The sequence below is a fragment of the Haemophilus sp. THUN1691 genome (assembly GCF_059704425.1).
Genome location: NZ_AP046578.1, coordinates 1,812,888 through 1,837,023, shown reverse-complemented (window position 1 = coordinate 1,837,023; position 24,136 = coordinate 1,812,888). Strand labels below are relative to the sequence as shown.

The following is a 24,136-nucleotide window of genomic DNA, read 5'->3' as shown; positions in this document are numbered from 1 at the left end:
CTCCTTTTGGTTAATTACATCCACAGCCAGTTTGTGCGGTTATTTGAGATTTTGCTTTGGCTAAGAAACGACGTTCCCACCAGACTACGGCAATTAAACATAAAATTAATAAACCGTAATTCACAAGTAAGCCACCTACGGGCCCGAAAGATTTTAGTAAATTAAGTTTTTCGTAATCAAGTGCTAAAACAGGAGCGATATCATCCCAAACATAGGCGAGATAAGTTGATCCGACTACGTTACCTAAGCCAACCCACATAAAGTGTACTTGACCTTCCATTGAGCGATACATCCAACCTGTTTCACAACCACCAGCGAGTACAATACCAAATCCGAATAATAAACCGCCAATAATAGCATTGGGGCCAGCCCACATAATTTTAGGCGAGACGCCAAGTTGAATGTAGCTAAATACACCAATTGTACCCACTAATATTCCAAAAATAATAGCTTTTGCCATATAAGCACGCCCAGTTACCCATAAGTCACGGAAAGCTGAGGTAAAACAAATTTGAGCTCGTTCAATTAATAACCCGAAAGCCAAACCACAAAGCATAGCAAAACCAAGCTTAATAGATTGAGTCATTACATAAAGTGAAGCAATAAGATAAGCAAAAAATACAATCATACCAATCCAGAAACGGCGTTGTGCTTGTTTAGGATCTGTTTCTTTTATTTTCGCTGCGCCTTTTTTCAGTTCTAATTTAACGCGAAATATTGGTAGTAATGTGACTTTTACACCAGCATAAGTACCTATTGCTGTTGCGATAGTGAAGAACCAAGCGTGTACCGAAAATTGTGGGATACCTGTAAAAAGTGAAGCTAAATTACATCCCATTGCTAAACGTGCACCAAATCCTGCTAATGCACCTCCAATTAAAGCCTGAACAATCCGACGTTTATGTGGTTGGTTGCGCCATTTTACATTATTTGCCCAAAGTGCCGCAGAAATACAACCTGCAAACATGCCTAAGATCATGACACCATCAACACGTGAGAAGATATTACCTTGCATTCCTATGATTTTGTAGTAACTCCATTCAGATACATCAACGCCTAACGCTTGTAATGCATGCCCTCCCCACCGAGTAAATTCCCCTGTAACAGCCCAATAAGTGCCTGTTACCCCAAAGTAATAAGCGGAAAGCAAACCCGCTGCAGTCACTGCAACAATCGGATTCCAGTATTTAATTAAATAATTTTGTTTAAATTGTAGCCAAATCTCTTTCATAAGATAACCTAAATTTATTGAAAAGAAAGATTTGCAAGAAAGGTATAAATAATGAATACAGTGAAAAAAAGAAGTGCCCATTTTCCTATACACAAAACTTGCGATATAAGACAAATGAAATTTGTCAGATAAAATAATAACATTATTTTAACAATAAAGGCAAAACCTTTATAGCTTTGCCTTTATAAATATCATATTTTTCGATTAAAGAATATCTAATAATTCTACTTCAAATACGAGTGTTGAGAATGGCGGAATTGATGCGCCAGCTCCACGTTCACCGTAAGCAAGTTCGTGTGGAATTGTGAGTTTCCATTTAGAACCGACCGGCATCATTTGTAATGCTTCAACCCAACCACGGATTACGCCATTTACTGGGAATTCAGCTGGTGTGCCACGAGCCACAGAGCTGTCGAATACGGTGCCATCTGGTAATGTACCAGTGTAGTGTACACGCACTTTATCTGTTGCAGATGGTTTTGCACCATTGCCTTCAGTCATGATTTCGTATTGCAAACCGCTGTCGGTTACGTTTACGCCCGCTTTTTTCGCATTCTCTTCTAAGAATTTTTTGCCTTCTTCTTCAATGGCTTTAAATTGCGCTTGTTGTGCTTCAGTTGCTTGTTGTTGAAGAGCTTGAACAGAATGCATTAAATCATTGATGTCTAATGCAGGTTGATTATGGTTTAACGCGTCAAAAATGCCTTTTGCCACAGCTTCAACGGTGATCTCCATTTGGCTATCGGCTAATTGTTGACCAATTTGTAAACCAATACCGTAGCTACCTTTTTCAGAAATGCTTTCTAATTTTACTTGTTCAAAATTCATTTGATGTTTTCCTTTCGTTAAAAATTATTTTTTATATGCCAAGATTTCGCCCATGCGAACAGGTTCGTTGACGCTTAAATGATCAGCTAAACGGACTTGATTTGCTTGGAATAAATTAATTACTGTCGAACCAAGTTGGAACCAACCCATTTCTTGACCTTTCAATAATTTGACCGCACTTTCTCCTTCATAAGTCCAAGTTTTCACTTCGTTGTGGCGTGGTGGATTAATTACGCCCGCCCAAGTTGTGCCAATGCTTGCAGTAATGGTTGCACCGACTAAAATTTGTACCATTGTGCCAAATTCAGTATCAAATACACAAATCACACGTTCATTACGCGCAAATAAATTGGGTACATGTTGGGCTAAAAATGGATTCACAGAGAATAAATCACCCGGCACATAAATCATTTTACGCAACGTACCATCGCACGGCATATGTACTCGGTGGTAATCACGAGGAGAAAGATAAGTGGTAGCAAATTCACCATTTTTAAAGGTTTCCACTAATTCTTTATCTTCTGCCAGTAAGCCTTCTAGGCTGAAAAAATGCCCTTTAGCTTGCAATAAAAGATTATCGTCAATATGACCGCACTCGCTAATGCGCCCGTCTGCTGGTAAACAAAGTGCGGTAGGATTTTGATTAATTGGACGCGCGTTTTCTTTTAACGGACGAATAAAAAATTCATTAAAACTTGCGTAATCAGAAAATTGTTCTTTTTGCGCAATGCTCATATCAATGTTGTATTTTTTCGCAAAAGCTTTAATTACAACATGGGTTAGCACACCCCATTTTTGTTTAGCAAACCAGCCAGCAATTTGAGTTAAATAAATTTGCGGCATAACATATTGAAATGCCACCTTTAAGCGTTGCCAATAAGAATTTGAAGTCATCATTATCTTTCCTTGTTAAAAAAGAGGCGTGATTATAGCAATTTTTGTTATAGTTCCAACCTTTTTAGTTAGCGGATAATTTCCTTTATTGAGTTATCCAATAAAAAATGTGATTTCCCTTTGACTATCTTCGCAACAACAGGTAATATTCACGCCCTATGCAAAAGGTAAAACTACCCCTAACCGTTGATCCGGTAAAAGATGCTCAAAGACGGCTTGATTATGTTGGCTATTATGCTGCTAATCAGCTTGAGCGTTTGGCCGAATCAGTGGTAAACGTGCTCAGCGATGCACAGGTAACATTATCGTTTTATATTGATCCACAAAAATTAGTGGTGATGAAAGGTAATGTACAAGTTGATGTTGAATTAGAATGTCAGCGTTGTAACGAGCCTTACAAACAAACATTGGAATGTGAGTTTACTTATAGTCCAGTGGCTAATTGGGATCAAGCTGATGTATTGCCGGAAATTTATGAGCCAATCGAGTTCAATGAGTTTGGCGAAATAGATTTAATTGGCACGGTGGAAGATGAGCTAATTTTAGCTTTGCCGCTTGTACCAATGCATTCATCTGAACACTGTGAAGTGTCCGCGCAGGAACAGGTTTTTGGCGAATTGCCTGACGAATTGGCAAAAAAACCGAACCCGTTCGCTGTATTAGCTAATTTAAAGCAAAAGTAAATTAAATTTAGGAGTATGGCCAATGGCTGTTCAACAAAATAAAAAATCTCGTTCACGTCGTGACATGCGTCGTTCACACGATGCGTTAACTACTGCTGCAGTATCAGTGGATAAAGCAAGCGGTGAAACTCACTTACGCCACCACGTAACTGCAGATGGTTACTATCGTGGTCGTAAAGTGATCAATAAGTAATTTTTACTTATAGGTATTCACTTGACTCGTCTAACCTTAGCGTTAGATGTGATGGGCGGGGACATTGGTCCCCGTATTCCTATCTCTGCCTCTCTTTTAGCGTTGGAAAATGATCCTGAGCTTTCTTTAATCCTCTTTGGCGATAGCCAACAAATTTCTCCTCTTCTCAATAACTGTTCTCAATCAGTTTTAGAACGAATACAAGTTCAACATTGCTCAAGTGTTATCGAAAATAATCAAGGCATATCTTATGCGTTGCGTCATAGTAAAGGTACATCAATGCGTTTAGCATTAGAAACGGTACAACGTGGCAAAGCGCAAGGTTGTGTCAGTGCGGGCAATACAGCGGCATTAATGGGATTGTCGAAGATTTTATTGCAGCCTTTACAAGGCATTGCACGTCCTGCATTGATTTCTTTTATTCCGACCATTGATGGTGAAAAATCAGTGATGTTGGATCTTGGTGCAAATATTGAGTGTAGTGCGGAAAATCTTTATCAATTTGCTATAATGGGTGCGATTTTTGCTGAAGCTCGACTTAATTTGGTGTATCCGAGAATTGGATTATTGAATATTGGTATTGAAGAAATCAAAGGCCATCAATCTATTCGTGATGCTGCTAATTTACTGCAAAAATCAACCGCACTTAATTATGTCGGATTTATCGAAGGTGATGTTTTATTGAATGGGAAAGCCGACGTAATTGTGAGTGATGGATTTGCAGGCAATGTCGCGTTGAAAACCTTAGAAGGGGCGGTGAGAAATTTGTTATCTTTGTTTAAAGATAAAGCGAATTCACGTTTTATAAAGCCCATTCTTGCTTGGCTTTTTCGCTTTGTATTTAAACAATGCTATAAACGCTTGAAACGAATTAACCCTGATGAATATAATGGCGCATCACTTATTGGCTTAAAAGCTGTGGTGGTAAAAAGTCACGGTAGTGCAAACGTGAATGCTTTTGCACATGCTATTGCTGATGCCGCTTTCCAAGCTCGCCAGCAACTTCCAGAAAAAATATTGGCTGGGCTTTCTCGTTATTAATGACTTAATTTTTATTTATTATGAATAGCAGAATTTTATCTACTGGTAGTTATTTACCAAGCTACATCCGCACAAATGCGGAATTGGAAAAAATGGTTGATACATCAGATGAATGGATTGTCACTCGTTCCGGTATTCGTGAACGTCGTATCGCAGCGGCAGATGAAACTGTTGCAACAATGGGATTTGAGGCAGCAAAAAATGCGATCGAGGCTGCTCAAATTAATCCTCAAGATATTGAACTGATTATTGTTGCAACTACAAGTAATTCACATGCTTATCCAAGTGCCGCGTGCCAAGTGCAAGGTTTATTAAATATTGATGATGCGATTTCTTTTGATTTAGCCGCAGCTTGTACAGGCTTTGTCTATGCATTGAGCGTGGCAGATCAATTTATTCGTGCAGGCAAGGTGAAAAAAGCCTTGGTGATTGGTTCAGATCTCAATTCTCGTAAATTAGATGAAACAGATCGCAGCACTGTTGTGCTATTTGGTGATGGTGCTGGAGCGGTCTTTCTTGAAGCGGGTGAACAAGAAGGGATTATTTCTACTCATTTACATGCTTCAGCAGATAAAAATAATGCCCTTGTTTTAGCTCAGCCAGAACGTGGTATAGAAAAATCTGGATATATTGAGATGCAAGGTAACGAAACCTTCAAATTGGCAGTTAGTGAACTTTCAAATGTGGTGGAAGAAACGCTTTTAGCAAATAATTTAGATAAAAAAGATTTAGACTGGCTTGTACCACACCAAGCAAATTTACGTATTATTACAGCGACAGCTAAAAAATTAGAAATGGATATGTCGCAAGTTGTGGTAACGTTAGATAAATACGCTAACAACAGTGCAGCAACTGTTCCAGTCGCTTTAGATGAAGCTGTTCGAGATGGCCGTATTCAACGTGGGCAGTTACTATTATTAGAAGCCTTTGGCGGTGGTTGGACTTGGGGTTCAGCGTTAGTACGCTTCTAATTAATTTGTTAGAATGGATAAGTAATTTAAAAAGTGCGGTAAAATTTGACCGCACTTTTTCTGTTAAAGAGTCAGGGATTCGCCTGACGGCAACTTACTTTTTCTTTGCTTTGCCAAAGAAAAAGTAAGCAAAAAGAAAAGTAACCCTGCTTTGCCTTGTTTCCTGAAAAAATAGAAATTTGCTTCACGGAAATTTGCTGAACTCGCTTCGCTCAAACAGACGCAAATTTCCTACAAATTTCTATTTTTCCAGGCGGCAAAGAAGGGAACCCGATTTATTCTTTCTTCGATGTAAAGTGCGGTGAAAATTCAAAATGTTTTTCACTCTAAAAATGAACTCAAAATCAATTGCACTTTTTAAATAATGCTCCGATTAAATTTGGGCCCCATATAAATCGCCTTTGTGACTTTCAATTTTTAGGCAATTTGCGTCTGTTTGAGCGAAGCGAGTTCAGCAAATTGCCGTAAAGAAAATTGAAACAAAGCAAAGATCAGCGATTTAATTGGGGAGTGTTTCTTTTGCCTACTTTGCTTTGCACAAGCAAAGAAAAGTAGGTCGCCGTCAGGCGAAATCCTGATGTCAATTATCGAAAAATATTTTTAATTAAAACAATAGGACAAAACATAATGAAAAAATTCGCAATGGTCTTCCCAGGCCAAGGCTCCCAAACTGTCGGTATGCTTGCTGATCTTGCAACTGAATATCCAATCGTTACTGAAACATTTAAACAAGCATCTGATGCTCTTGGATATGATTTATGGCATCTTGTTCAACAAGGCCCAGTTGAAGAACTCAATAAAACTTGGCAAACTCAGCCTGCACTTTTAGCTGCATCTGTAGCTATTTATCGCGTATGGCAAGAAATATTTCCTCAATTAAAACCAGAAGTGATGGCAGGCCATAGCTTAGGTGAATATTCTGCGTTAGTTTGTGCTGGCGTGTTGGATTTCCAAGATGCGATTAAATTAGTGGAATTGCGCGGAAAATTAATGCAACAAGCTGTGCCTGAAGGCACTGGTGCAATGTATGCAATTATTGGTTTAGATAATGAAGCGATTATTAATGCTTGTAAACAAGCGGAAGAAGGTGAAGTTGTATCAGCAGTGAACTTTAACTCACCAGGCCAAGTCGTTATCGCTGGTGCGAAAGCTGCAGTTGAGCGTGCGGCTGCATTATGTAAAGACGCGGGAGCGAAACGTGCATTGCCATTAGCGGTGAGCGTACCTTCTCACTGTGCCTTGATGAAACCAGCAGCAGAGCAATTAGCTGTAAAACTTGAGAATATTCAAATTAATACACCAACAACATCAGTATTAAATAACGTTGATGTGAAAGCTGAAACTGAAGGTGCAGAAATTCGTACCGCACTTGTTCGTCAGTTATATAGCCCAGTTCGTTGGACTGAAACAGTTGAAAAAATGGCGCAAGATGGTGTTCAAGCGCTTGTTGAAGTGGGGCCGGGTAAAGTATTAAATGGTTTAACTAAACGCATTGTGAGTGATTTACAAGCAATATCTGTAAATGATGTTGCATCATTCAATGCTGTAGAAGAATTTTTAGCGTAAAAGGAAGAAAAAATGCAAGGTAAAATTGCTTTAGTGACAGGGGCTACTCGTGGTATTGGCCGTGCGATTGCAGAGGAACTTAGTTCAAAAGGTGCATTTGTAATTGGTACTGCAACATCTGAAAAAGGTGCAGAGGCAATTTCTGCATATTTAGGAGATAAAGGTAAAGGTTTAGTTTTAAACGTAACGGATAAAGAATCTATCGAAACTTTACTTGAGCAAATTAAAAATGATTTTGGCGATATTGATATTCTCGTAAATAACGCAGGTATTACTCGCGATAATTTATTGATGCGTATGAAAGATGATGAGTGGTTTGATATTATGCAAACTAACTTAACTTCGGTGTATCATCTTTCTAAAGCCATGTTACGTTCAATGATGAAAAAACGTTTTGGTCGTATCATCAATATTGGTTCAGTGGTGGGTTCAATGGGGAATCCAGGACAAGCTAACTATTGTGCGGCAAAAGCGGGTGTGATCGGTTTTTCTAAATCTTTAGCGAAAGAAGTGGCTGCACGAGGTATTACTGTAAATGTGGTTGCACCAGGTTTTATTGCAACGGATATGACAGAAGTGCTTACTGATGAACAAAAAGCGGGTATTTTATCTAATGTTCCTGCTGGTCGTTTAGGTGAAGCCAAAGATATTGCTAAAGCCGTTGCTTTCTTAGCTTCTGATGATGCGGCTTACATTACGGGCACAACCTTGCATGTAAATGGTGGTTTATATATGAGCTAATGCTGAAAATCAGCATTTCTCTTTATTTAGACTTGAGCGGTGTTCTAAACACAAAATCATAGCCAAAGATTTTAGATAATGTTAGAATCCCATTCGCAGTGTAGCTTGGTTACGCCTTGAGCGTATGCAAAGGTACGTAACTATTTTTAATGTGTGTATTCAGATTGCCCATTTTGTGGTGCGACCAGCCTATAAAATAGTTGCAAGTTGATAAAAAATACATACACTAACCGCTCTTTTATGAGTTAAAACCAACAAAATAGGAAAAACAAATGAGTATTGAAGAACGCGTGAAAAAAATCATCGTTGAACAATTAGGTGTTAAAGAAGAAGATGTTAAATCTGAAGCTTCTTTCGTTGAAGATTTAGGTGCGGACTCTTTAGACACAGTTGAATTAGTAATGGCTTTAGAAGAAGAATTCGATATCGAAATTCCAGATGAAGAAGCTGAAAAAATCACAACTGTTCAATCTGCGATTGACTACGTGCAAAACAATCAATAATTTCAAGTTGGGCGACTTTTTAAGTCGCCTAATTTTTTTCAAAAATTTCTTTCTAACATCACCGCACTTTTCTCTTATTCCAGCATTGTAAAATTGATCTGAATTATCTTTTAATTCAATTCTTGCTCTAAAATTTAAAAAATATCTAGTTTTATTCCTCAAAAAGGGTATTATTTTTACAGTTTTTTTATTTTTGAGGTACTTATGCTTTATTTAGAATTTTTATTCTTATTATTAATGCTTTATATGGGCAGCCGTTATGGTGGTATCGGATTAGGCGTTGTTTCTGGTATCGGTCTTGCTATCGAAGTTTTCGTATTCCGTATGCCAGTGGGGAAAGCACCGATTGATGTAATGCTCATCATTCTTGCAGTGGTGACTTGTGCATCCGTACTTGAAGCTGCAGGCGGTTTGAAATTTATGTTACAAATTGCCGAACGCATTCTCCGTAAAAATCCAAAACGTGTAACTTTACTCGGCCCATTAGTCGTGTATTTATTAACGTTTATGCTTGGTACTGGTCACTCTGTTTACACAATTATGCCAATCATCGGCGATGTTGCATTGAAAAACAAAATCCGTCCAGAACGTCCAATGGCTGCCTCTTCGGTGGCATCTCAATTAGCCATCACATCTAGCCCACTCTCTGCAGCTGTTGTCTTCTATCTAGGTAAAATTACTGCAATGCCTGGTTTTGAGCATATTAGTTTGTTAGATATTATTTGTGTGACTGTTCCTGCAACCTTAGCGGGTACCATAGCGCTTTCTTTATATAGTATGCGTCGTGGTAAAGAGTTGGAACAAGATCCTGAATATCAACGTCGTTTACAAGATCCAGTATGGCGCGAACGTATTTTCAATACCACAAGCACAACATTGAATGAAGCCCTTCCACAAGGCGCTAAAAAATCAGTTTATTTGTTCTTATTAGCATTAGTTGTGATTGTTGCGATTGCGATGATTCCTGAAATTCGTACTATCGGTAGCGGAAAAGCGATTTCCATGTCACTAATCATCCAAATGATGATGCTTTGCTTTGGTGGTGTGATTTTACTTGCAACGAAAACGAATCCTCAAATCGTGCCAAATGGCGTGGTATTTAAGTCTGGTATGGTGGCAGCGATTGCGATTTATGGTATTGCTTGGATGAGCGATACATACTTCCAATATGCAATGCCAGAATTTAAAGCCGCGATTACTGACATGGTTCAAACTTATCCTTGGACATTCGCATTGGCATTATTTGCAGTTTCAGTCGTAATTAATAGCCAAGCTGCAACCGCAGTTATGTTATTACCTGTGGGTATTGGCTTAGGTATTCCAGCACCAATCTTGGTTGGTTTAATGCCAGCAACTTATGCCTATTTCTTTATTCCAAATTATCCATCAGACATTGCAACAGTAAACTTTGATGTAACGGGTACAACGAAAATTGGTAAATATTATTTTAACCACAGTTTTATGGTGCCAGGTTTAATTGGGGTTGTTGTCGCTTGCTTGGTAGGTGTTTCTGTGGCGGAATTAGTGATTCGCTAATTTACACACAAACTAAATCCTTTTAATATAAAAGCACCTTTGAATGGTGCTTTTATTTTTATGACAACCTACATCGCCTACGGCAATATAAATCAACCTTTTTCTTTGGAATCCTTACCCGATGAACTGATTCCAGAAAATCTGTATCAAATTGAAACGGATAGTTCGCGTGTTTTTCAGCGTCATCAGTGCCGTCGGCTTGCCCACTTATTACTTTTCCAACTTCTAAAAATAGCAGGAAAATCCACCGCACTTTTATCTCAAATTCATCGTACTGAAAGTGGCAGACCTTATTTTCTAGATGATCGAATAGATTTTAATATTAGCCATTCTGGTGATTGGGTGGCGGTAATATTAGATATTAGAAATGAAGAAAAAAGTGCGGTGGGAATTGATATTGAATTTCCTAAAATAAGAAATTTTACGGCGTTGATGGAACATATTGCACCAAAAGAAGAAATTGATTGGTTTCATCATCAGCAGGATTCTTTGAAGGCTTTTTATCATTGTTGGTGTTTGAGAGAGGCTGTATTGAAATCCCAAGGATTTGGAATCGTAAAATTATCCAATGTTCGTCATTTTCCTGAACAACAAAAAATTTTTTCAGATTATTGCCCGCAGGGGAAGTTGTGGTTTACTGATGAACTCCCTATTTATTTAGCCGCTTTTGTCAATCATCAAGAAAAATTACCGCACTTTTATGAGTGGAGTGGGGAACGATTGCAACTTAAAATACTACAAGAATTCAGCTTTTATCATGTGAACTAGAGGGGCTATTATTATATTTAAAACCTCACCGTAAGGAGCCGTCAAAATAGTGATTAAGCGCAAGAAATCAGTAAACAAATTAGCCTTATTAAAAAAGGGATTGATGATTACGGCATTGGTAGTGAAAAAGACCTGGTGATTCGTGCGGTGACAGCAGCATTACAAGCAGCGGCACAAAACGATACTTTGGCTGGATATAGTATGGGAGTAGAAGGTTGTTATTATCGGTGTATAGGTTACGGCGAAACAATTTCGTCTACGCCTAAGAAAATACTTTCAATTGGTGTTGAGCAGAGATTCTCAATTGAGACTGAATACACGGAGAAATTAAAATGAATAATGTATTGAAATTTTTATTTATATCTTGTTTCTTTTTTCTTCTCTTATCTTTGTTAAAAGAAGGTGCTGTTGATAAGGGAAAAAATAATAAAAAAAAGCAAGATATTTATATGCTTGTTTTGGAAAGATATAAAGATAAAATTGTTGATATATCTGATTCTAACAGGACCTATGCGTCTGTAAAATTCTACATAAAAGAAACTAATTATAATGAGTTAAATGATTTTATATTATCTCTAGGGTTTGTTAAGGTTAGTGATGGAGATTATTGTAAAGGTGAACAATATATGGGAGTAAACTTTTATGATGGACTATTTTTTTTAAATTATTTTTATCCTGATTTAGATATATGTCATTTGAAGTAGATAGATTTAATCAGGATATTGTGGGAACTCTTATCAAGGTAAAGATACATCAGCCAGTGATTTAGCTTGGAGCGGTACAACAGGATTTATTACTGGTGGAATAAATTTTAAAACGACATTGATAGTGAATACCGTGAGTTCAGGCTTGCAAGGATATTTTGAGTCTAATGAGGATTCAATTAAACATGCTGGTTATAAAGCGGCTTCATCTGCTATCGCAACTTCATTGGGTGGAGCTGTAGGTAAAAGTATGGAAAAAGCCGCTGATATGGCTATTCTAAAAGGTCTTAGTAAAAATCGGAGTTATTATAATCCTGAGTATAGAAATAGGAGCTTTTATTATACTGGTTATGAGGATTATAAGAAATATCCGGTTAGATTGGGGGTTGCAGCTGACTCGTTTACAGGTGAGTCATTAAATAAATTTTTAGAAAGCGATGAGCAAGATATTAGAAATTTTTCCAGAGAGAGTTTATATGCTAAGTAGATTAATGAGTTTTTTAGTTTATTTTACTGGTTATTCTTTGTTCGTGTTTATATTTTGTTTTGTTGGTATGTCTTTTCTTATTATATTATTTAAATTTATTGTGAGTTTTGGAAATATCTCTATGAAAGATATTCTTGACGTATTGTCATTTAACTTATATAGTTTTTCCAGATTATCACCATTAATAGTATTATCAATTCTTATATCTAAAAAACTAAGAGGTGGATAGTATAGAAAGTGTTTAATTTCTGATGTTAAGTTATTAGAAATTTGTAGTCTGTTTGATATTTAAATAGACTACAATTTAAAATACAGAAGTACAAAGTGCGGTCTCTTTTAAAGAGTTTTAAAACTTCTCAAAAATTGACCGCACTTTTTGTATTTTCAATTATGCTTGTGTTAAGTAAACCTTATAACTTTACATCCAATCTAGCGTAAGCACACCCAATTTTCTACGGAAATATCACGAGAGAGCAAGACCCCTAAGCTGCGATGAGAATTAACATTGCTTTTTCTGAAAATATGCGTATTGCTATTAAAGGTAATCTTAATTTAAAAATCTGTTAAGGCTGTAACTGCTACGATAGCAAACAGCAAAAGCTATCTAACGCTAATGGCAAAAAATCTCCGCGCCTAAGGGGCATAACTTAAAAGTGCGGCGAAATTAATGGTTATCCCCTCTTGCATTTTCATAGACGCGCCCCATTTATTTAGCTAAACTCTTAACAATTTTTTGACAAATGGAGAATGAAATGTCACAGAACGGTTCAGATCGCGATCCTTGGAGCAAACCAGGGCAAAGCAACGACCAACAGCCGGGAAATTCATCCAATAATAATGGATGGAATAACAATAAAAATCGTGGGAATCAAGAACAATCTCCGCCAGATATTGAGGAGATTTTTAATAACCTTCTCAGAAAATTAGGTGGTGGAAATAAAAAGAGCGGTCAAAACAATGGTAGTTCTCAAAACAGTACGCCATTTAATTTTGGAAAAGTGGTGCCGCTTGCTGTTGCCATTGGTGCGATTATTTGGGGCGTAAGTGGTTTCTACACTATTAAAGAGGCTGAGCGTGGTGTGGTGCTTCGTTTTGGTGAATTGCATTCTATTGTTCAACCTGGTTTAAACTGGAAACCAACATTTGTAGATAAAGTATTGCCAGTGAATGTCGAGCAAGTTAAAGAACTTCGCACACAAGGTTCGATGCTGACTAAAGATGAAAATATGGTTCGTGTGGAAATGACCGTGCAATATCGTGTGCAAGATCCTGCTAAATATCGTTTTAGCGTGACGAATGCTGATGACAGTCTAGGTCAAGCGACTGACAGTGCATTGCGTTATGTGATTGGCCATATGTCAATGAATGATATTTTAACAACAGGCCGTGCGGTTGTTCGTGAAGATACGTGGAAAGCGTTAAATGACATTATCAAATCCTATGATATGGGACTTGAGGTTATTGATGTGAACTTCCAATCTGCGCGTCCTCCAGAAGAAGTAAAAGATGCGTTTGATGATGCGATTAAAGCTCAGGAAGATGAACAACGTTTCATTCGTGAAGCGGAAGCCTATGCCCGAGAGAAAGAGCCGATTGCGCGTGGTGATGCACAACGTATTATTGAAGAGGCGACAGCTTATAAAGATCGTATCGTGTTAGATGCACGAGGCGAAGTGGAACGTTTGCAGCGTTTGTTGCCTGAATTTAAAGCTGCGCCAGATTTACTGCGTGAGCGTTTATATATTCAAACCATGGAAAAAGTCATGGCAAATACCCCAAAAGTGATGCTTGATGGCAATAATGGTAACAATTTAACTGTATTACCCTTAGAACAAATCATGGGTAAAAAAGTATCAGCTAAAGCGCCAGCCGTAACAGAAAGAGCGGTAGAATCTGCGCCTGTTTTATCACAGCCAGAGCGTATTAATCATTCTTCAAGCCAACTACCAAGCACTGTTGAGCCGATTCGCCAAGGGAGATTTAACTAATGCGTAAATTTTTATTACCAGCTATTTTTGTCATTGCGGCAGTAGTGTATTCTAGTGTCGTGGTCGTGACGGAAGGTACTCGCGGTATTATGTTGCGATTCAACAAAGTACAACGTGATGCAGATAATAAAGTGGTGGTATATGAACCAGGCTTGCATTTTAAAGTGCCTTTGATTGATAGCATTAAAGTTTTAGATGCACGTATTCGTACTTTAGATGGATCGGCAACACGTTTTGTTACTGTTGAGAAAAAAGACTTGCTAGTAGATTCTTATGTGAAATGGAAAATTAGTGATTTTGGTCGATTCTACACATCTACTGGTGGTGGCGATTATACCCAAGCGTCAAGTTTGTTAAGCCGTAAAGTAAATGACCGTTTGCGTTCTGAAATTGGTACAAGAACTATTAAAGACATCGTTTCTGGTACGCGTGGTGAATTAATGGAAGGTGCCAAAAAAGCTTTAAATTCAGGGCAAGATAGTACGGCAGAATTGGGTATTGAAGTGATTGATGTGCGTGTAAAACAAATTAATTTACCGGACGAAGTATCTTCTTCAATTTATCAACGTATGCGTGCAGAACGTGATGCAGTTGCGCGAGAACACCGTTCTCAAGGTAAAGAAAAAGCTGCATTTATCCAAGCCGATGTAGATCGTAAAGTGACGTTAATTCTTGCTAATGCAAATAAAACTGCACAAGAATTACGAGGCTCAGGCGATGCTGCAGCGGCAAAATTATATTCAGATGCTTTTGCTCAAGAACCACAATTCTTTACTTTTGTTCGTAGCTTAAAAGCCTATGAGGCGAGTTTTGCAAGCTCTGACAATATGATGATTTTAAAACCAGATAGTGATTTCTTCCGCTTTATGCAGGCACCGAAGAAATAGATTTAAAATTGATAAAAACACCTTCATCGTGAAGGTGTTTTTTTATAGCCAGCGTCTTACTTTTTGTTTGTAACGACGATATTCATCGCCAAATTTATTTTCCAAATAGGCTTCTTCTCGGGCTATTTGAAAGCGATTCATCACTAGTATAAAGACAATCACGCCTAACCAAACCAAACTATTACCTAACCAAATAGCCCACGCAATTAACATTAATAGCAAACTTAAATACATTGGATTACGGCTAAATCGAAATATGCCTGTAGAAACTAATTGTATTGTATGTTTAAAGTCATGAGGATTGATGGTCGTTTTGCGTATAAAAAATTGTAATACACTGCCTCCAGCAATCAAAAATGAAAGAGTAATGACAAAGGCAGTAACTGCAAAATGGACAGAATAACTAGCTACTTTTGGCAAAAAATACATTGCAGTGCCAATTAATAAACAGAGTAGTGGTGGTGGAATAAATAACATCGCTAAATCTCATTAATAAAAATGCCGCCTAGTGATAGACGGCATGTAAAGTGCGGTCAAAATTTATTTTAATTTTGCTTTAATCGCTTCTGCTACAAGTTCAGCTTCAGGTCCTAAAATGACTTGTAATCCATCATTACCTAATTTTACATTACCTTTTGAACCAAGCGCTTTAAGTTGATCCTCATTAATATTGTGATGGTCAACTAAAGTTAAGCGTAAACGAGTGATGCAAGCATCCACAGTTTTGAAGTTTTCTGAACCACCTAAAGCATCGATAAATTTTACCGCTCTTTCTTCGCGAGATTGGTTGCTTTGTGTTGGGGCTGCAGCTGTATCTGCTTTATCTTCACGTCCTAGTGTTTTGAGATTAAAGGCATTAATTGCAAAACGGAACACAAAATAATAGATAGCAAAAAATACGATACCTTGTACAAGTAACATATACCAGCTAACAGCAAGTGGGTTGCGGCTAGAAAGTACCATATCCACTAAACCAGCACTAAAGCCGAATCCTGCAATCCAGTGCATTGTGGCTGCAATGAATACAGAGATACCCGTTAATAATGCATGCAATACATAAAGTACTGGTGTAACGAACATGAATGAGAATTCAAGCGGTTCAGTGATCCCTGTAAAGAAAGAAGCTAACGCACCCGCAAGCATAATTGAGGCAACTTGTACTTTTTGATTTGGTTTTGCACAGTGATAAATCGCAAGAGCCGCACCAGGTAAACCAAACATCATCACTGGGAAGAAACCAGCTTGATACATACCAGTGACCCCCACAGTGGCAGTGCCTTCGGCAATGGATTTAGCGCCGCCCAAGAAGTTTGGAATATCGTTGATACCCGCTACATCAAACCAGAATACAGAGTTTAAGGCATGGTGTAAGCCAACAGGAATTAATAAGCGGTTGAAGAAACCGTAGATCCCCGCACCGACTGCACCTAAATCTTTGATGGATTCACCAAATGAAACGAGTGCGTTGAAAATATGCGGCCAAATATAGAGTAAGGCAAATGATACGGCGATCATCACGAAAGAAACCAAAATTGGGACGAGGCGTTTTCCGCTAAAGAACGAAAGTGCTTTTGGTAGTTCAACTTGATAGAAACGGTTGTAAAGTTCAGCTGAAATGACACCAATTAAAATCCCGATAAATTGGTTATTGATTTTTTTGAATGCTGCAGGCACTTCACTAATATCAATGTGTTGTAATTGTGCTACACCAGCAGGGGAAAGTAGGGTGGTTACTACGTAGAAACCAACAAGGCCTGAAAGTGCGGCGGAACCGTGTTTGTCTTTTGCAAGCCCAAATGCGACGCCCACAGCGAAGAGTAAGCCCATATTATCAATAATTGCTGCACCAGATTTAATTAATAATGCCGCTAATTGACTGTTTGCCCCCCAACCATCTGGGTCGATCCAATAGCCAATCCCCATTAATAATGCCGCGGCAGGTAAGGCTGCCACAGGCACCATTAAGGCTTGACCGATTTTTTGTGCGTAACTAAGTACACTCATATAATCTCCTTAATTTTTATATTTTGATGAAATCAAAAGGCTTGAGCCCATTCTTTGCATCAAGCCTTATACATTATTCTATGCCAAATTATTCAACGGTCAATTTTTTACCATCGTAGCTAATGGCTTTGACGCTGGTTAACGCTTTACCACCGTCAGTTTCACCACCGATGAGCAATACTTTATTGTTGTAAGACACAGAGAAGCCATAGCCAATATTCATTGGTAATTCACCAACGATACTCCATTTACCATTATTTAAAGTATAAACTTCGTTATGCCATGTTTTGGTTAAACCTTTATGCGCATGAAGTTTGCCTTCTTTGAATTGTTTAATTGAACCAGGGAAGTTCGCTCCACCCGTGACTAAATAATGGCCATGGCTATAGCCTGCGAGTGCACCAGCTAAACCATCTTGTGATTTACCTTTTGGTGCAGGTAAGTCAGGTAAGTTTTTCCATTGCACACCTTTAGCAGTGAATTTGCCTTGATGAGTTTCTGCGGTTCGAAGCCCTGGTTTCACTTCACCATTGACCACCACTAAGTCATTACCTTGGATAGTGAATGCTGCACCAGCACGGCCAGAGAATGGAATACGACCTTCATTGCGCCATTTATTGGTTGATGGTTCATAGCTCAATAATTCTGTTGTGAAGAAATAATCTTCTGGACGTTGTTCGAAATAAGCGGCTGCGATTTCATCTTTTTTCGCTTTATCTTCACCTGCTGCCACGGTGTCTTGGAAGAAACCATTAAATATAGAGAGGTTAGAACCACCTAAAATATAAACTTTATCGGCGTGAGATGCGCTGCTTGAACCGACTAAACCACGCGGAGAGCGAGTAGGAAGTTTCACCCAAGTATTATCAGCTGGATTATAGCTGTAAGCATCATTAACAAGTTGTAGTTCGCCTTTTTCATTTTTTTGCAAACCACCGAATACATAAAGTTTTCCATCTACAGCTGCTGCAACAGGTTGATTACGTTCACCACCAGGGAATGCTGCAATTTCTTTCCATTGTGCAGCAGGATCTTTTAAGTCTAAAGAATAGAATTTATTACCACCCGAACCTAAGCCTACATATACGGTATCGCCGATGAGTGCGCCAGTTCCGCTTTTGATACCTACTGGTAAATTTGGATAGGCTTGTGCGTTAGCTGAAAATGCAACAGTTGCAAAAAGTGCGGCGCATAATGCTGTTTTTGTCAATTTCATAATAAACCTCATTTATTAAGTTATGTTTATGGTTTGCTATTCATAAAACCGCATTGAATAGGATTGATTTTATAAAAAAAGTGCGGTTATAAAAGCTTTGCTTTTTTTAACCGCACTTTAGTGTTAAGACATCAATAGATTTGGTACAAAAGTAATGATTTGTGGGAAAATCGTAATTAATACTAATGTTAAGAATATCGGTATTAAGAACGGTAATACACCTTTAGTCACAGTGGATACTGACATATTACCCACTCGCGCCACCACAAAAAGAGCCATTCCCATTGGTGGGGTTAAGATACCGATCATCATATTCAAAGTAGTCATTACACCGAAGAATACTAAGTCGATATTAAATTGCATTGCGATTGGAATTAACATTGGTAACACTAAGAATTGCAATGCTAATGCATCAATGAACATACCCAAGAAGAGCAAGAGCGCATTGATCATGACTAATACCATAAGTGGAGAATCAGCTACGGCAACGAACACGTCTGCAATACGCATTGCAACTTGTTCACGTGCGATCATATCTCCGAAGAAGGTCACAGTCATAATCATTAATGCAACCACACCAGTAATTGCCATCGCTTCAACGCAGCTATTAAAGAGCATTTTCATGGTTAATTCTTTATAAACGAATTTACCGATGATGACGGAATAAGTCGCAGCAACAACGGCAGATTCTGTTGGGCTAAATAAGCCAGAGAAGATACCACCGATGATGAGTAATGGGGTTAAAATTGCCCAGAATGCTTTTTTGAATGATGTACAAAGTTCTTCACGAGTTGCTTTTGGTGTTCTTGGATAACCACGTTTTTTAGATACGTAGTAGTTCATGATCATCAAAGCAATTGTTACAAGTATGCCTGGTACAAAACCTGCAACGAATAGTTTCGCAATGGATTCGTTGGCGATTACACCGTAAATAATCATGGCAATACTTGGTGGAACTAATGGACCGATGATACAAGATGCTGCAGTGATACCACCACAAATATCATCATCATAACCTGCATCGCGCATAGCCTTGATTTCTAACTGACCTAAGCCACCCGCATCAGCAAGTGCAGAACCTGACATACCTGAGAACAATAAACTTGCACCAATATTTACATGACCCATACCACCAGTGTAGTGACCGAGTAAGGCTTTCGCAAAATTAAAGATACGTTCTGTGATACCGCCAGTATTCATTAAAATACCAGTTAGGATATAGAACGGCACAGCAAGTAATGAGAAACTATCTAAACTCATGGTCAGCTTTTCAGCCGCTGCGTTTACCACATTCCATCTGGTCATGGAGAAATAAAGCAATGTGGTGATGAATAATGACCAACCTACTGGCACACCAAGGAACATAATAACTAGCCAGAATATTAGGGCAACGTATACAGAGTTAGAACCAAATTTCACATATTCTGTAATGCGTAATACTTTGTACCATTCTGGGAACGTAAATAAAATGCCTAATAAAATGACCGCACTTACAATGAAGAACGTCGCAGGTAAATAGCTTTTATCTTCTTTAAAATTGTCTGCTTGTGCTTGGAAGAAGCGCACTAACATTAGGATAGAAATGATCGGCAGAGAAGCATAAATCCATTTCTCTGAAATTCCACCTAACGCATCAATTGGGAAACTTGCATCAAGGAACGTTTTAATACCAAAATGGATAAAGAAAATAATGCCAAGGAAAATCACCAACTGTACAAAGGAGTTTGTTACTTTTTTGACCGAAGCAGGCATTAAATTGGTTAAGAAGTCGATGTAAACGTGTTCTTGTTTGCGGATAGCAACACTAATGCCGAGCATACCTACGTATACAAACAATAATTTAGCGAGTTCTTCACTCCAAATTAATGGTGATTGGAAAGCTTGGCGGAATAGGATTTGAGCAACAAGAATACCGAAAATGACAAGGAATAGTGCGCCGCCAATCCATTCTTCAAGTTTGTTAAAAAATTTCATACTTCACTCCGAGAGATTGTGGAGAACGAAAATGAGTGCGCCAACTAAATTGCTGGCGCACGTGATAGAGATTATTTAATAGCTTGGATTTCTTTTAATGCTTTTTCACCTTTCTCACCAGTTTGTTTTACAAACTCAGCATAGAATGGTTTCATTGCATCTTTGAATGGAGTTAAATCTGGGTGAGTCACTTTAACACCTTGTTTTTCAAAGAATGTCACTAAATCTTTTTCGCCATCTACGAATAATTTAGTGTGGTATTTTGCGGCATTTTCAGCGGCGTCTTTGACTACTTTTTGAAGATCTTCAGGTAATTCTTTATAAGTTTCGTTACTCACTAAATAAAGTTGGTCATTCAAAATGTGGTTAGTCATCGCTAAGAATTTTTGCACTTCATAGAATTTTTGTGCTTGTACTGTTGCTAATGGGTTTTCTTGACCATCTACAGAGTTAGTTTGAAGTGCAAGATATACTTCAGAGAATGCCATAGGTGTTGGAGATGCTCCTACATATTTTGCGTACGCTAAGTTAGTTGCAGCATTTGGTACACGAAGTTTTAAGCCTTTCATATCAGCAATGCTATTGATCGCTCTGTTTGAAGTTGTTTGGCGAGTACCGTTATAAGCTTGTGATAATAAGGTTAAGCCTAATTCTTTATTCATTTTTTGAATTAAATCTTTACCAAATGCGGTGTCAAATAAGGCTTTTTGCGCAACGTTGTAATCGGTGATTACATAGGGTAACGCGAACACTGCTGCTTCAGGATAGAATAATTGGAAACGAGCTGATTCAGCAAAAGTGAAGTCAAGAGCACCGTCTTTTAATTGTTTTAACATTGCTCGGTCATCACCAAGTTGTGAACTTGGATAAAGTGAAACTTCAATTTTACCATGTGATTTTTCTTTTACTTCTTTTGCAAACATTTCTGCTGCTTTGTACTCATTAGATGAAGTACCCGCATTCATACCAAATTTTAAGTCATAATCTGCGGCAAAAACGGCTGAAGAAACGCCTAATGTGATAGCAGTTGCAAGGAAAAGTTTAGTAAATTTCATAATGTTCGCTCCTGTGTGAACCTATGTTGATATAAGCCATAATTAGCTTGGATTGAAAGTGAATGCTTAATGTTTTAGACATCAAAAAAACTACTCGGGCGCTATTCTAAAGTAAAAAAATACTTTTTGAACTGTTCTTTGAAGTTTTATTTCAAAATTGAGAGGTAGATCACATTTACAAAAAAATACTTCAAAAAAATATTTTAAAATGGAGTTATGTTTTTATATAATGCTGAGCACTGACGAAAATGCGGGCTCAGTTATATTTTTGAGGATGATTGAGTCTAAATAATGCTAACGCCTAGATGGCTTGTAATAAAGCATTTGAGCATTATCGGCCTCAATATATTTAGGAGTGATATTATGTCGAAATTATCTCATCAAGATGTGCTTTCTCAAATTCAATATGGTCTCATTGCTTCTTGCCAACCTGTTGATGATGGCCCAATGGATAAACCAGAAATTGTTTCTGCCATGGCCCAAGCTTCTGTTGCTGGTGGCGCATCAGGTTTACGTATTGAAGGTGTAGATAACCTTAAAGCGACACGTCCTTTTGTAAACATTCCAATTATCGGTATTGTAAAACGCGACTTACCTGATAGTCCGATTCGTATTACGCCATTTCTGCAAGATATTGAAGATCTTGCCAATGCTGGGGCAGATATTATTGCGGTAGATGGCACTAGCCGTCCTCGTCCAGTTGATATTGAAAGTGCGGTGAAAAAAATCCATGAAATGGGCTGCTTGGCTATGGCAGATTGCTCTAATTTAGAAGAAGGCTTGTATTGTCAAAAACTCGGTTTTGATATCGTGGGGAGCACAATGTCTGGTTATACAGGTGGTCCAGTTCCCGAAGAACCTGATTATCAATTAGTGAAAGATTTAAAATCTGCAGGTTGTTTTGTGATGGCAGAAGGTCGCTATAACACGCCTGAATTAGCAAAAGTTGCGATTGAAATTGGCGCAGATTGCGTAACCGTTGGTTCAGCCTTAACTCGCCTTGAGCATATCGTGAGTTGGTTCGCTAATTCTGTGAAATCTGCAAGATAGTCGTAAGACGTGTGAGAAAATACTTCATACTATAAGGATAAGTTATGCGTTGTTTAGCTCTAGACATTGGCGGTACAAAAATCGCAGCGGCTATCGTAAAAAATGGCGAAGTTGAACAACGCCAACAAATTCATACGCCGCGTGAAAATGTGGTAGAAGGAATGCATCAAGCATTGGAACAACTTCTTACTCATTATGCGGGGCAATTTGATTATGTGGCGGTGGCTTCAACCGGTATTATAAATGATGGTGTTTTAACCGCACTTAATCCTAAAAATTTAGGTGGTTTGAATCAATTTCCACTAAAAGAAAGTATTGCTAAACACACGGATAAACCAATTGGCTTATTAAATGATGCGCAAGCCGCGACTTATGCGGAATATCAACTTCAAGATCCAGAGAAAGTATCAAACTTTGTTTTTATTACGGTTTCTACTGGCGTCGGTGGCGGTGTCATATTAAACCAACAATTACAAACTGGTCCAAAGGGAATTGCAGGACATATCGGGCATACATTAGCGGATCCAAATGGCCCAATGTGTGGTTGTGGTCGTCGAGGTTGTGTAGAAGCCGTTGCTGCTGGTCGTGCTATTGAAGCGGTGTCTTCTCAATGGGATGATCCTTGTGAACCAAGAGAAGTTTTTGAACGCTTTAGAAAAAATGATGAAAAAGCTACCGCACTTATAGAACGTTCAGCCCAAGCCATTGCCAATTTAGTGGCGGATTTAGTGATTGGATTGGATGTGCAAAAAGTTGTTGTAGGTGGTAGTGTCGGGTTGGCTGAAGGTTATTTACCATTAGTCAAACGTTTCTTACAGGATATGCCTGCTGTATATAGCTGTGATATTGAATCTGCTAAATTTGGTCAAGATGCAGGATTAGTCGGCGCAGCTTATTGGGTAAAAGATGTTCTGCTTGATAAACCAAAAGGAACAATTTATGGCTAAATCCGGAAATGTGTTAAACACCATTAGTTCGCTTTACCATAGTCTAACCAAATCAGAGAAAAAAATTGCTGATACGATTTTGCGTTCTCCTGATTTAGTGTCTCAATGCCCCCTTTCAGAAATCGCTAAGCATTTGGAAGTTGGAGAAGCGACACTCGTCCGTTTTTGTCGAACCATTGGTTTTAAAGGTTTCAGCGATTTTAAATTAGAACTGTCTATTGAGCTTGCCACGAAAGATAACAATGATGAAACTGTGCTCGAAACAGAAATTATGCCGAGCGATGATTCTTTAACGATTGCACAAAAGTTGCAAGCGGCAGTTTCTAATGTAATGGAAGAAACGGTTAATTTATTAGATTTAAAACAGCTTGAACAAGTCGTTAAAGCCATTAAAAAAGCACGTCGTATCTTTTTATTCGGCGTGGGATCATCTGGTGTGACAGCTGAAGATGCGAAAAATAAATTGATGCGCATCGGTTTCCAAGTGGATGCAACAGGCAATAATCATTTTATGTATATGCAGGCGGCATTACTTACGTCTTCTGATGTGGCAATTGGTTTAAGTCATTCTGGCTATTCCGCAGAAACAGCGCACACACTCAAAATTGCTAAACAAAATGGTGCAACGACAGTGGCATTAACTCATAGTTTGCGTTCACCTGTTACAGAATATGCTGATTATGTTTTGGTAAATGGTAATAAACAAGGGAAGCTACAAGGTGACTCCATTGGTACCAAAATTGCACAGCTTTTTGTATTAGATTTAATTTATGCTTTGTTAGTGCAGGGCGAAGAAGAACTTGCAGTTCAAACCAAGCAAAAAACCCTCAATGTGATTCTTGAACAACGTATAAAATAGGAGAAAACTT

The 24,136-nt window shown here is 38.3% G+C and carries 24 protein-coding genes; 16 read left to right on the top strand and 8 right to left on the bottom strand.

Annotated elements, in window-relative coordinates; all coding sequences use genetic code 11:
• Window positions 1-10: 10 nt before the first annotated feature.
• The 3 genes from yedE to asd all read right to left on the bottom strand — a co-directional run bounded on the left by yedE (window position 11) and on the right by asd (window position 2,953).
• On the bottom strand, window positions 11-1,231 hold the full coding sequence (gene yedE / locus AC6H0J_RS08835) for a selenium metabolism membrane protein YedE/FdhT (protein ID WP_032825576.1): 1,221 nt from the start codon (window positions 1,229-1,231) through the stop codon (window positions 11-13).
• A gap of 204 nt (window positions 1,232-1,435) precedes the next feature.
• Complete coding sequence (gene bamJ, locus AC6H0J_RS08830) at window positions 1,436-2,059, bottom strand: BamJ family beta-barrel-assembly machinery protein (protein ID WP_005627333.1); 624 nt, start codon at window positions 2,057-2,059, stop codon at window positions 1,436-1,438.
• 24 nt (window positions 2,060-2,083) lie between these two features.
• The gene (asd, locus tag AC6H0J_RS08825) at window positions 2,084-2,953 is read right to left on the bottom strand and encodes an archaetidylserine decarboxylase (RefSeq protein WP_032825584.1); all 870 of its coding nucleotides are present in this window, start codon (window positions 2,951-2,953) and stop codon (window positions 2,084-2,086) included.
• A 158-nt stretch (window positions 2,954-3,111) separates the two neighbouring features.
• On the opposite strand from asd, the gene yceD reads away from it, so the two are divergent.
• The 13 genes from yceD (at window position 3,112) to hflC (ending at window position 15,021) form a co-directional block, all read left to right on the top strand.
• Entirely contained in the window at window positions 3,112-3,636 is a 525-nt protein-coding gene (yceD, locus tag AC6H0J_RS08820) for a 23S rRNA accumulation protein YceD (protein WP_005627329.1), read from the top strand.
• A 22-nt stretch (window positions 3,637-3,658) separates the two neighbouring features.
• Entirely contained in the window at window positions 3,659-3,829 is a 171-nt protein-coding gene (gene rpmF, locus AC6H0J_RS08815) for a 50S ribosomal protein L32 (RefSeq protein ID WP_005544470.1), read from the top strand.
• Window positions 3,830-3,850: 21 nt separating this feature from the next.
• Window positions 3,851-4,870, top strand: a complete 1,020-nt coding sequence (gene plsX / locus AC6H0J_RS08810) for a phosphate acyltransferase PlsX (protein ID WP_005627327.1) — start codon at window positions 3,851-3,853, stop codon at window positions 4,868-4,870.
• A 20-nt stretch (window positions 4,871-4,890) separates the two neighbouring features.
• Entirely contained in the window at window positions 4,891-5,841 is a 951-nt protein-coding gene (locus AC6H0J_RS08805; RefSeq protein WP_497513550.1) for a beta-ketoacyl-ACP synthase III, read from the top strand.
• Window positions 5,842-6,468: 627 nt separating this feature from the next.
• Window positions 6,469-7,407 (top strand): ACP S-malonyltransferase, encoded by a 939-nt coding sequence (fabD, locus tag AC6H0J_RS08800; protein ID WP_114892584.1) that lies wholly within the window; start codon window positions 6,469-6,471, stop codon window positions 7,405-7,407.
• A 12-nt stretch (window positions 7,408-7,419) separates the two neighbouring features.
• Window positions 7,420-8,148 (top strand): 3-oxoacyl-ACP reductase FabG, encoded by a 729-nt coding sequence (gene fabG / locus AC6H0J_RS08795; RefSeq protein WP_005627320.1) that lies wholly within the window; start codon window positions 7,420-7,422, stop codon window positions 8,146-8,148.
• Between the two features lie 272 nt (window positions 8,149-8,420).
• Complete coding sequence (gene acpP / locus AC6H0J_RS08790; RefSeq protein WP_005627318.1) at window positions 8,421-8,651, top strand: acyl carrier protein; 231 nt, start codon at window positions 8,421-8,423, stop codon at window positions 8,649-8,651.
• A gap of 204 nt (window positions 8,652-8,855) precedes the next feature.
• A complete protein-coding gene (locus AC6H0J_RS08785) occupies window positions 8,856-10,187 on the top strand; it encodes an anaerobic C4-dicarboxylate transporter (RefSeq protein ID WP_005627315.1) in 1,332 nt (443 codons plus the stop codon).
• 60 nt (window positions 10,188-10,247) lie between these two features.
• Window positions 10,248-10,955, top strand: a complete 708-nt coding sequence (locus AC6H0J_RS08780; RefSeq protein ID WP_005627311.1) for a 4'-phosphopantetheinyl transferase family protein — start codon at window positions 10,248-10,250, stop codon at window positions 10,953-10,955.
• Between the two features lie 332 nt (window positions 10,956-11,287).
• Window positions 11,288-11,659: a hypothetical protein gene (locus AC6H0J_RS08775; RefSeq protein WP_046953076.1), complete on the top strand. Its 372-nt coding sequence runs from the start codon at window positions 11,288-11,290 to the stop codon at window positions 11,657-11,659.
• A gap of 124 nt (window positions 11,660-11,783) precedes the next feature.
• Entirely contained in the window at window positions 11,784-12,146 is a 363-nt protein-coding gene (locus AC6H0J_RS08770; RefSeq protein ID WP_497513547.1) for a hypothetical protein, read from the top strand.
• A gap of 752 nt (window positions 12,147-12,898) precedes the next feature.
• On the top strand, window positions 12,899-14,134 hold the full coding sequence (hflK, locus tag AC6H0J_RS08765) for an FtsH protease activity modulator HflK (RefSeq protein ID WP_032825326.1): 1,236 nt from the start codon (window positions 12,899-12,901) through the stop codon (window positions 14,132-14,134).
• Window positions 14,134-15,021 (top strand): protease modulator HflC, encoded by an 888-nt coding sequence (gene hflC, locus AC6H0J_RS08760; RefSeq protein WP_005625632.1) that lies wholly within the window; start codon window positions 14,134-14,136, stop codon window positions 15,019-15,021. Before hflK ends, hflC begins: the two co-directional genes overlap by 1 nt.
• A gap of 42 nt (window positions 15,022-15,063) precedes the next feature.
• Here the strand turns inward: hflC and AC6H0J_RS08755 are convergent, their stop codons facing one another.
• From AC6H0J_RS08755 to AC6H0J_RS08735, 5 genes are all read right to left on the bottom strand, one after another.
• On the bottom strand, window positions 15,064-15,498 hold the full coding sequence (locus tag AC6H0J_RS08755; protein ID WP_497513545.1) for a methyltransferase family protein: 435 nt from the start codon (window positions 15,496-15,498) through the stop codon (window positions 15,064-15,066).
• 63 nt (window positions 15,499-15,561) lie between these two features.
• A complete protein-coding gene (nagE, locus tag AC6H0J_RS08750) occupies window positions 15,562-17,025 on the bottom strand; it encodes an N-acetylglucosamine-specific PTS transporter subunit IIBC (RefSeq protein WP_497513543.1) in 1,464 nt (487 codons plus the stop codon).
• Window positions 17,026-17,113: 88 nt separating this feature from the next.
• Entirely contained in the window at window positions 17,114-18,241 is a 1,128-nt protein-coding gene (locus AC6H0J_RS08745; RefSeq protein ID WP_497513542.1) for an N-acetylneuraminate epimerase, read from the bottom strand.
• A 123-nt stretch (window positions 18,242-18,364) separates the two neighbouring features.
• Window positions 18,365-20,215 carry a TRAP transporter large permease subunit gene (locus AC6H0J_RS08740; RefSeq protein ID WP_497513540.1) on the bottom strand — a complete coding sequence of 617 codons (1,851 nt, stop codon included), beginning with the start codon at window positions 20,213-20,215 and terminating at the stop codon, window positions 18,365-18,367.
• Between the two features lie 71 nt (window positions 20,216-20,286).
• Window positions 20,287-21,273 (bottom strand): sialic acid TRAP transporter substrate-binding protein SiaP, encoded by a 987-nt coding sequence (locus tag AC6H0J_RS08735; protein ID WP_497513599.1) that lies wholly within the window; start codon window positions 21,271-21,273, stop codon window positions 20,287-20,289.
• Between the two features lie 360 nt (window positions 21,274-21,633).
• On the opposite strand from AC6H0J_RS08735, the gene AC6H0J_RS08730 reads away from it, so the two are divergent.
• Genes AC6H0J_RS08730 through AC6H0J_RS08720 form a run of 3 tightly spaced genes read left to right on the top strand, consistent with a single transcriptional unit; the run spans window position 21,634 to window position 24,126 of the window.
• Complete coding sequence (locus AC6H0J_RS08730) at window positions 21,634-22,320, top strand: putative N-acetylmannosamine-6-phosphate 2-epimerase (protein ID WP_497513538.1); 687 nt, start codon at window positions 21,634-21,636, stop codon at window positions 22,318-22,320.
• 44 nt (window positions 22,321-22,364) lie between these two features.
• A complete protein-coding gene (locus tag AC6H0J_RS08725) occupies window positions 22,365-23,267 on the top strand; it encodes an N-acetylmannosamine kinase (RefSeq protein WP_497513537.1) in 903 nt (300 codons plus the stop codon).
• Complete coding sequence (locus AC6H0J_RS08720; protein WP_118776840.1) at window positions 23,260-24,126, top strand: MurR/RpiR family transcriptional regulator; 867 nt, start codon at window positions 23,260-23,262, stop codon at window positions 24,124-24,126. Before AC6H0J_RS08725 ends, AC6H0J_RS08720 begins: the two co-directional genes overlap by 8 nt.
• Window positions 24,127-24,136 lie beyond the last annotated feature (10 nt).

What these genes read in the sequence shown, in the direction of transcription:
- yedE (WP_032825576.1), bottom strand. Translation starts at nt 1,231, where the DNA reads ATGAAAGAGATTTGGCTACAATTTAAACAAAATTATTTAATTAAATAC.
- bamJ (WP_005627333.1), bottom strand. Translation starts at nt 2,059, where the DNA reads ATGAATTTTGAACAAGTAAAATTAGAAAGCATTTCTGAAAAAGGTAGC.
- asd (WP_032825584.1), bottom strand. Translation starts at nt 2,953, where the DNA reads ATGACTTCAAATTCTTATTGGCAACGCTTAAAGGTGGCATTTCAATAT.
- yceD (WP_005627329.1), top strand. Translation starts at nt 3,112, where the DNA reads ATGCAAAAGGTAAAACTACCCCTAACCGTTGATCCGGTAAAAGATGCT.
- rpmF (WP_005544470.1), top strand. Translation starts at nt 3,659, where the DNA reads ATGGCTGTTCAACAAAATAAAAAATCTCGTTCACGTCGTGACATGCGT.
- AC6H0J_RS08805 (WP_497513550.1), top strand. Translation starts at nt 4,891, where the DNA reads ATGAATAGCAGAATTTTATCTACTGGTAGTTATTTACCAAGCTACATC.
- fabD (WP_114892584.1), top strand. Translation starts at nt 6,469, where the DNA reads ATGAAAAAATTCGCAATGGTCTTCCCAGGCCAAGGCTCCCAAACTGTC.
- fabG (WP_005627320.1), top strand. Translation starts at nt 7,420, where the DNA reads ATGCAAGGTAAAATTGCTTTAGTGACAGGGGCTACTCGTGGTATTGGC.
- acpP (WP_005627318.1), top strand. Translation starts at nt 8,421, where the DNA reads ATGAGTATTGAAGAACGCGTGAAAAAAATCATCGTTGAACAATTAGGT.
- AC6H0J_RS08785 (WP_005627315.1), top strand. Translation starts at nt 8,856, where the DNA reads ATGCTTTATTTAGAATTTTTATTCTTATTATTAATGCTTTATATGGGC.
- AC6H0J_RS08780 (WP_005627311.1), top strand. Translation starts at nt 10,248, where the DNA reads ATGACAACCTACATCGCCTACGGCAATATAAATCAACCTTTTTCTTTG.
- AC6H0J_RS08775 (WP_046953076.1), top strand. Translation starts at nt 11,288, where the DNA reads ATGAATAATGTATTGAAATTTTTATTTATATCTTGTTTCTTTTTTCTT.
- hflK (WP_032825326.1), top strand. Translation starts at nt 12,899, where the DNA reads ATGTCACAGAACGGTTCAGATCGCGATCCTTGGAGCAAACCAGGGCAA.
- hflC (WP_005625632.1), top strand. Translation starts at nt 14,134, where the DNA reads ATGCGTAAATTTTTATTACCAGCTATTTTTGTCATTGCGGCAGTAGTG.
- AC6H0J_RS08755 (WP_497513545.1), bottom strand. Translation starts at nt 15,498, where the DNA reads ATGTTATTTATTCCACCACCACTACTCTGTTTATTAATTGGCACTGCA.
- nagE (WP_497513543.1), bottom strand. Translation starts at nt 17,025, where the DNA reads ATGAGTGTACTTAGTTACGCACAAAAAATCGGTCAAGCCTTAATGGTG.
- AC6H0J_RS08745 (WP_497513542.1), bottom strand. Translation starts at nt 18,241, where the DNA reads ATGAAATTGACAAAAACAGCATTATGCGCCGCACTTTTTGCAACTGTT.
- AC6H0J_RS08740 (WP_497513540.1), bottom strand. Translation starts at nt 20,215, where the DNA reads ATGAAATTTTTTAACAAACTTGAAGAATGGATTGGCGGCGCACTATTC.
- AC6H0J_RS08730 (WP_497513538.1), top strand. Translation starts at nt 21,634, where the DNA reads ATGTCGAAATTATCTCATCAAGATGTGCTTTCTCAAATTCAATATGGT.
- AC6H0J_RS08725 (WP_497513537.1), top strand. Translation starts at nt 22,365, where the DNA reads ATGCGTTGTTTAGCTCTAGACATTGGCGGTACAAAAATCGCAGCGGCT.
- AC6H0J_RS08720 (WP_118776840.1), top strand. Translation starts at nt 23,260, where the DNA reads ATGGCTAAATCCGGAAATGTGTTAAACACCATTAGTTCGCTTTACCAT.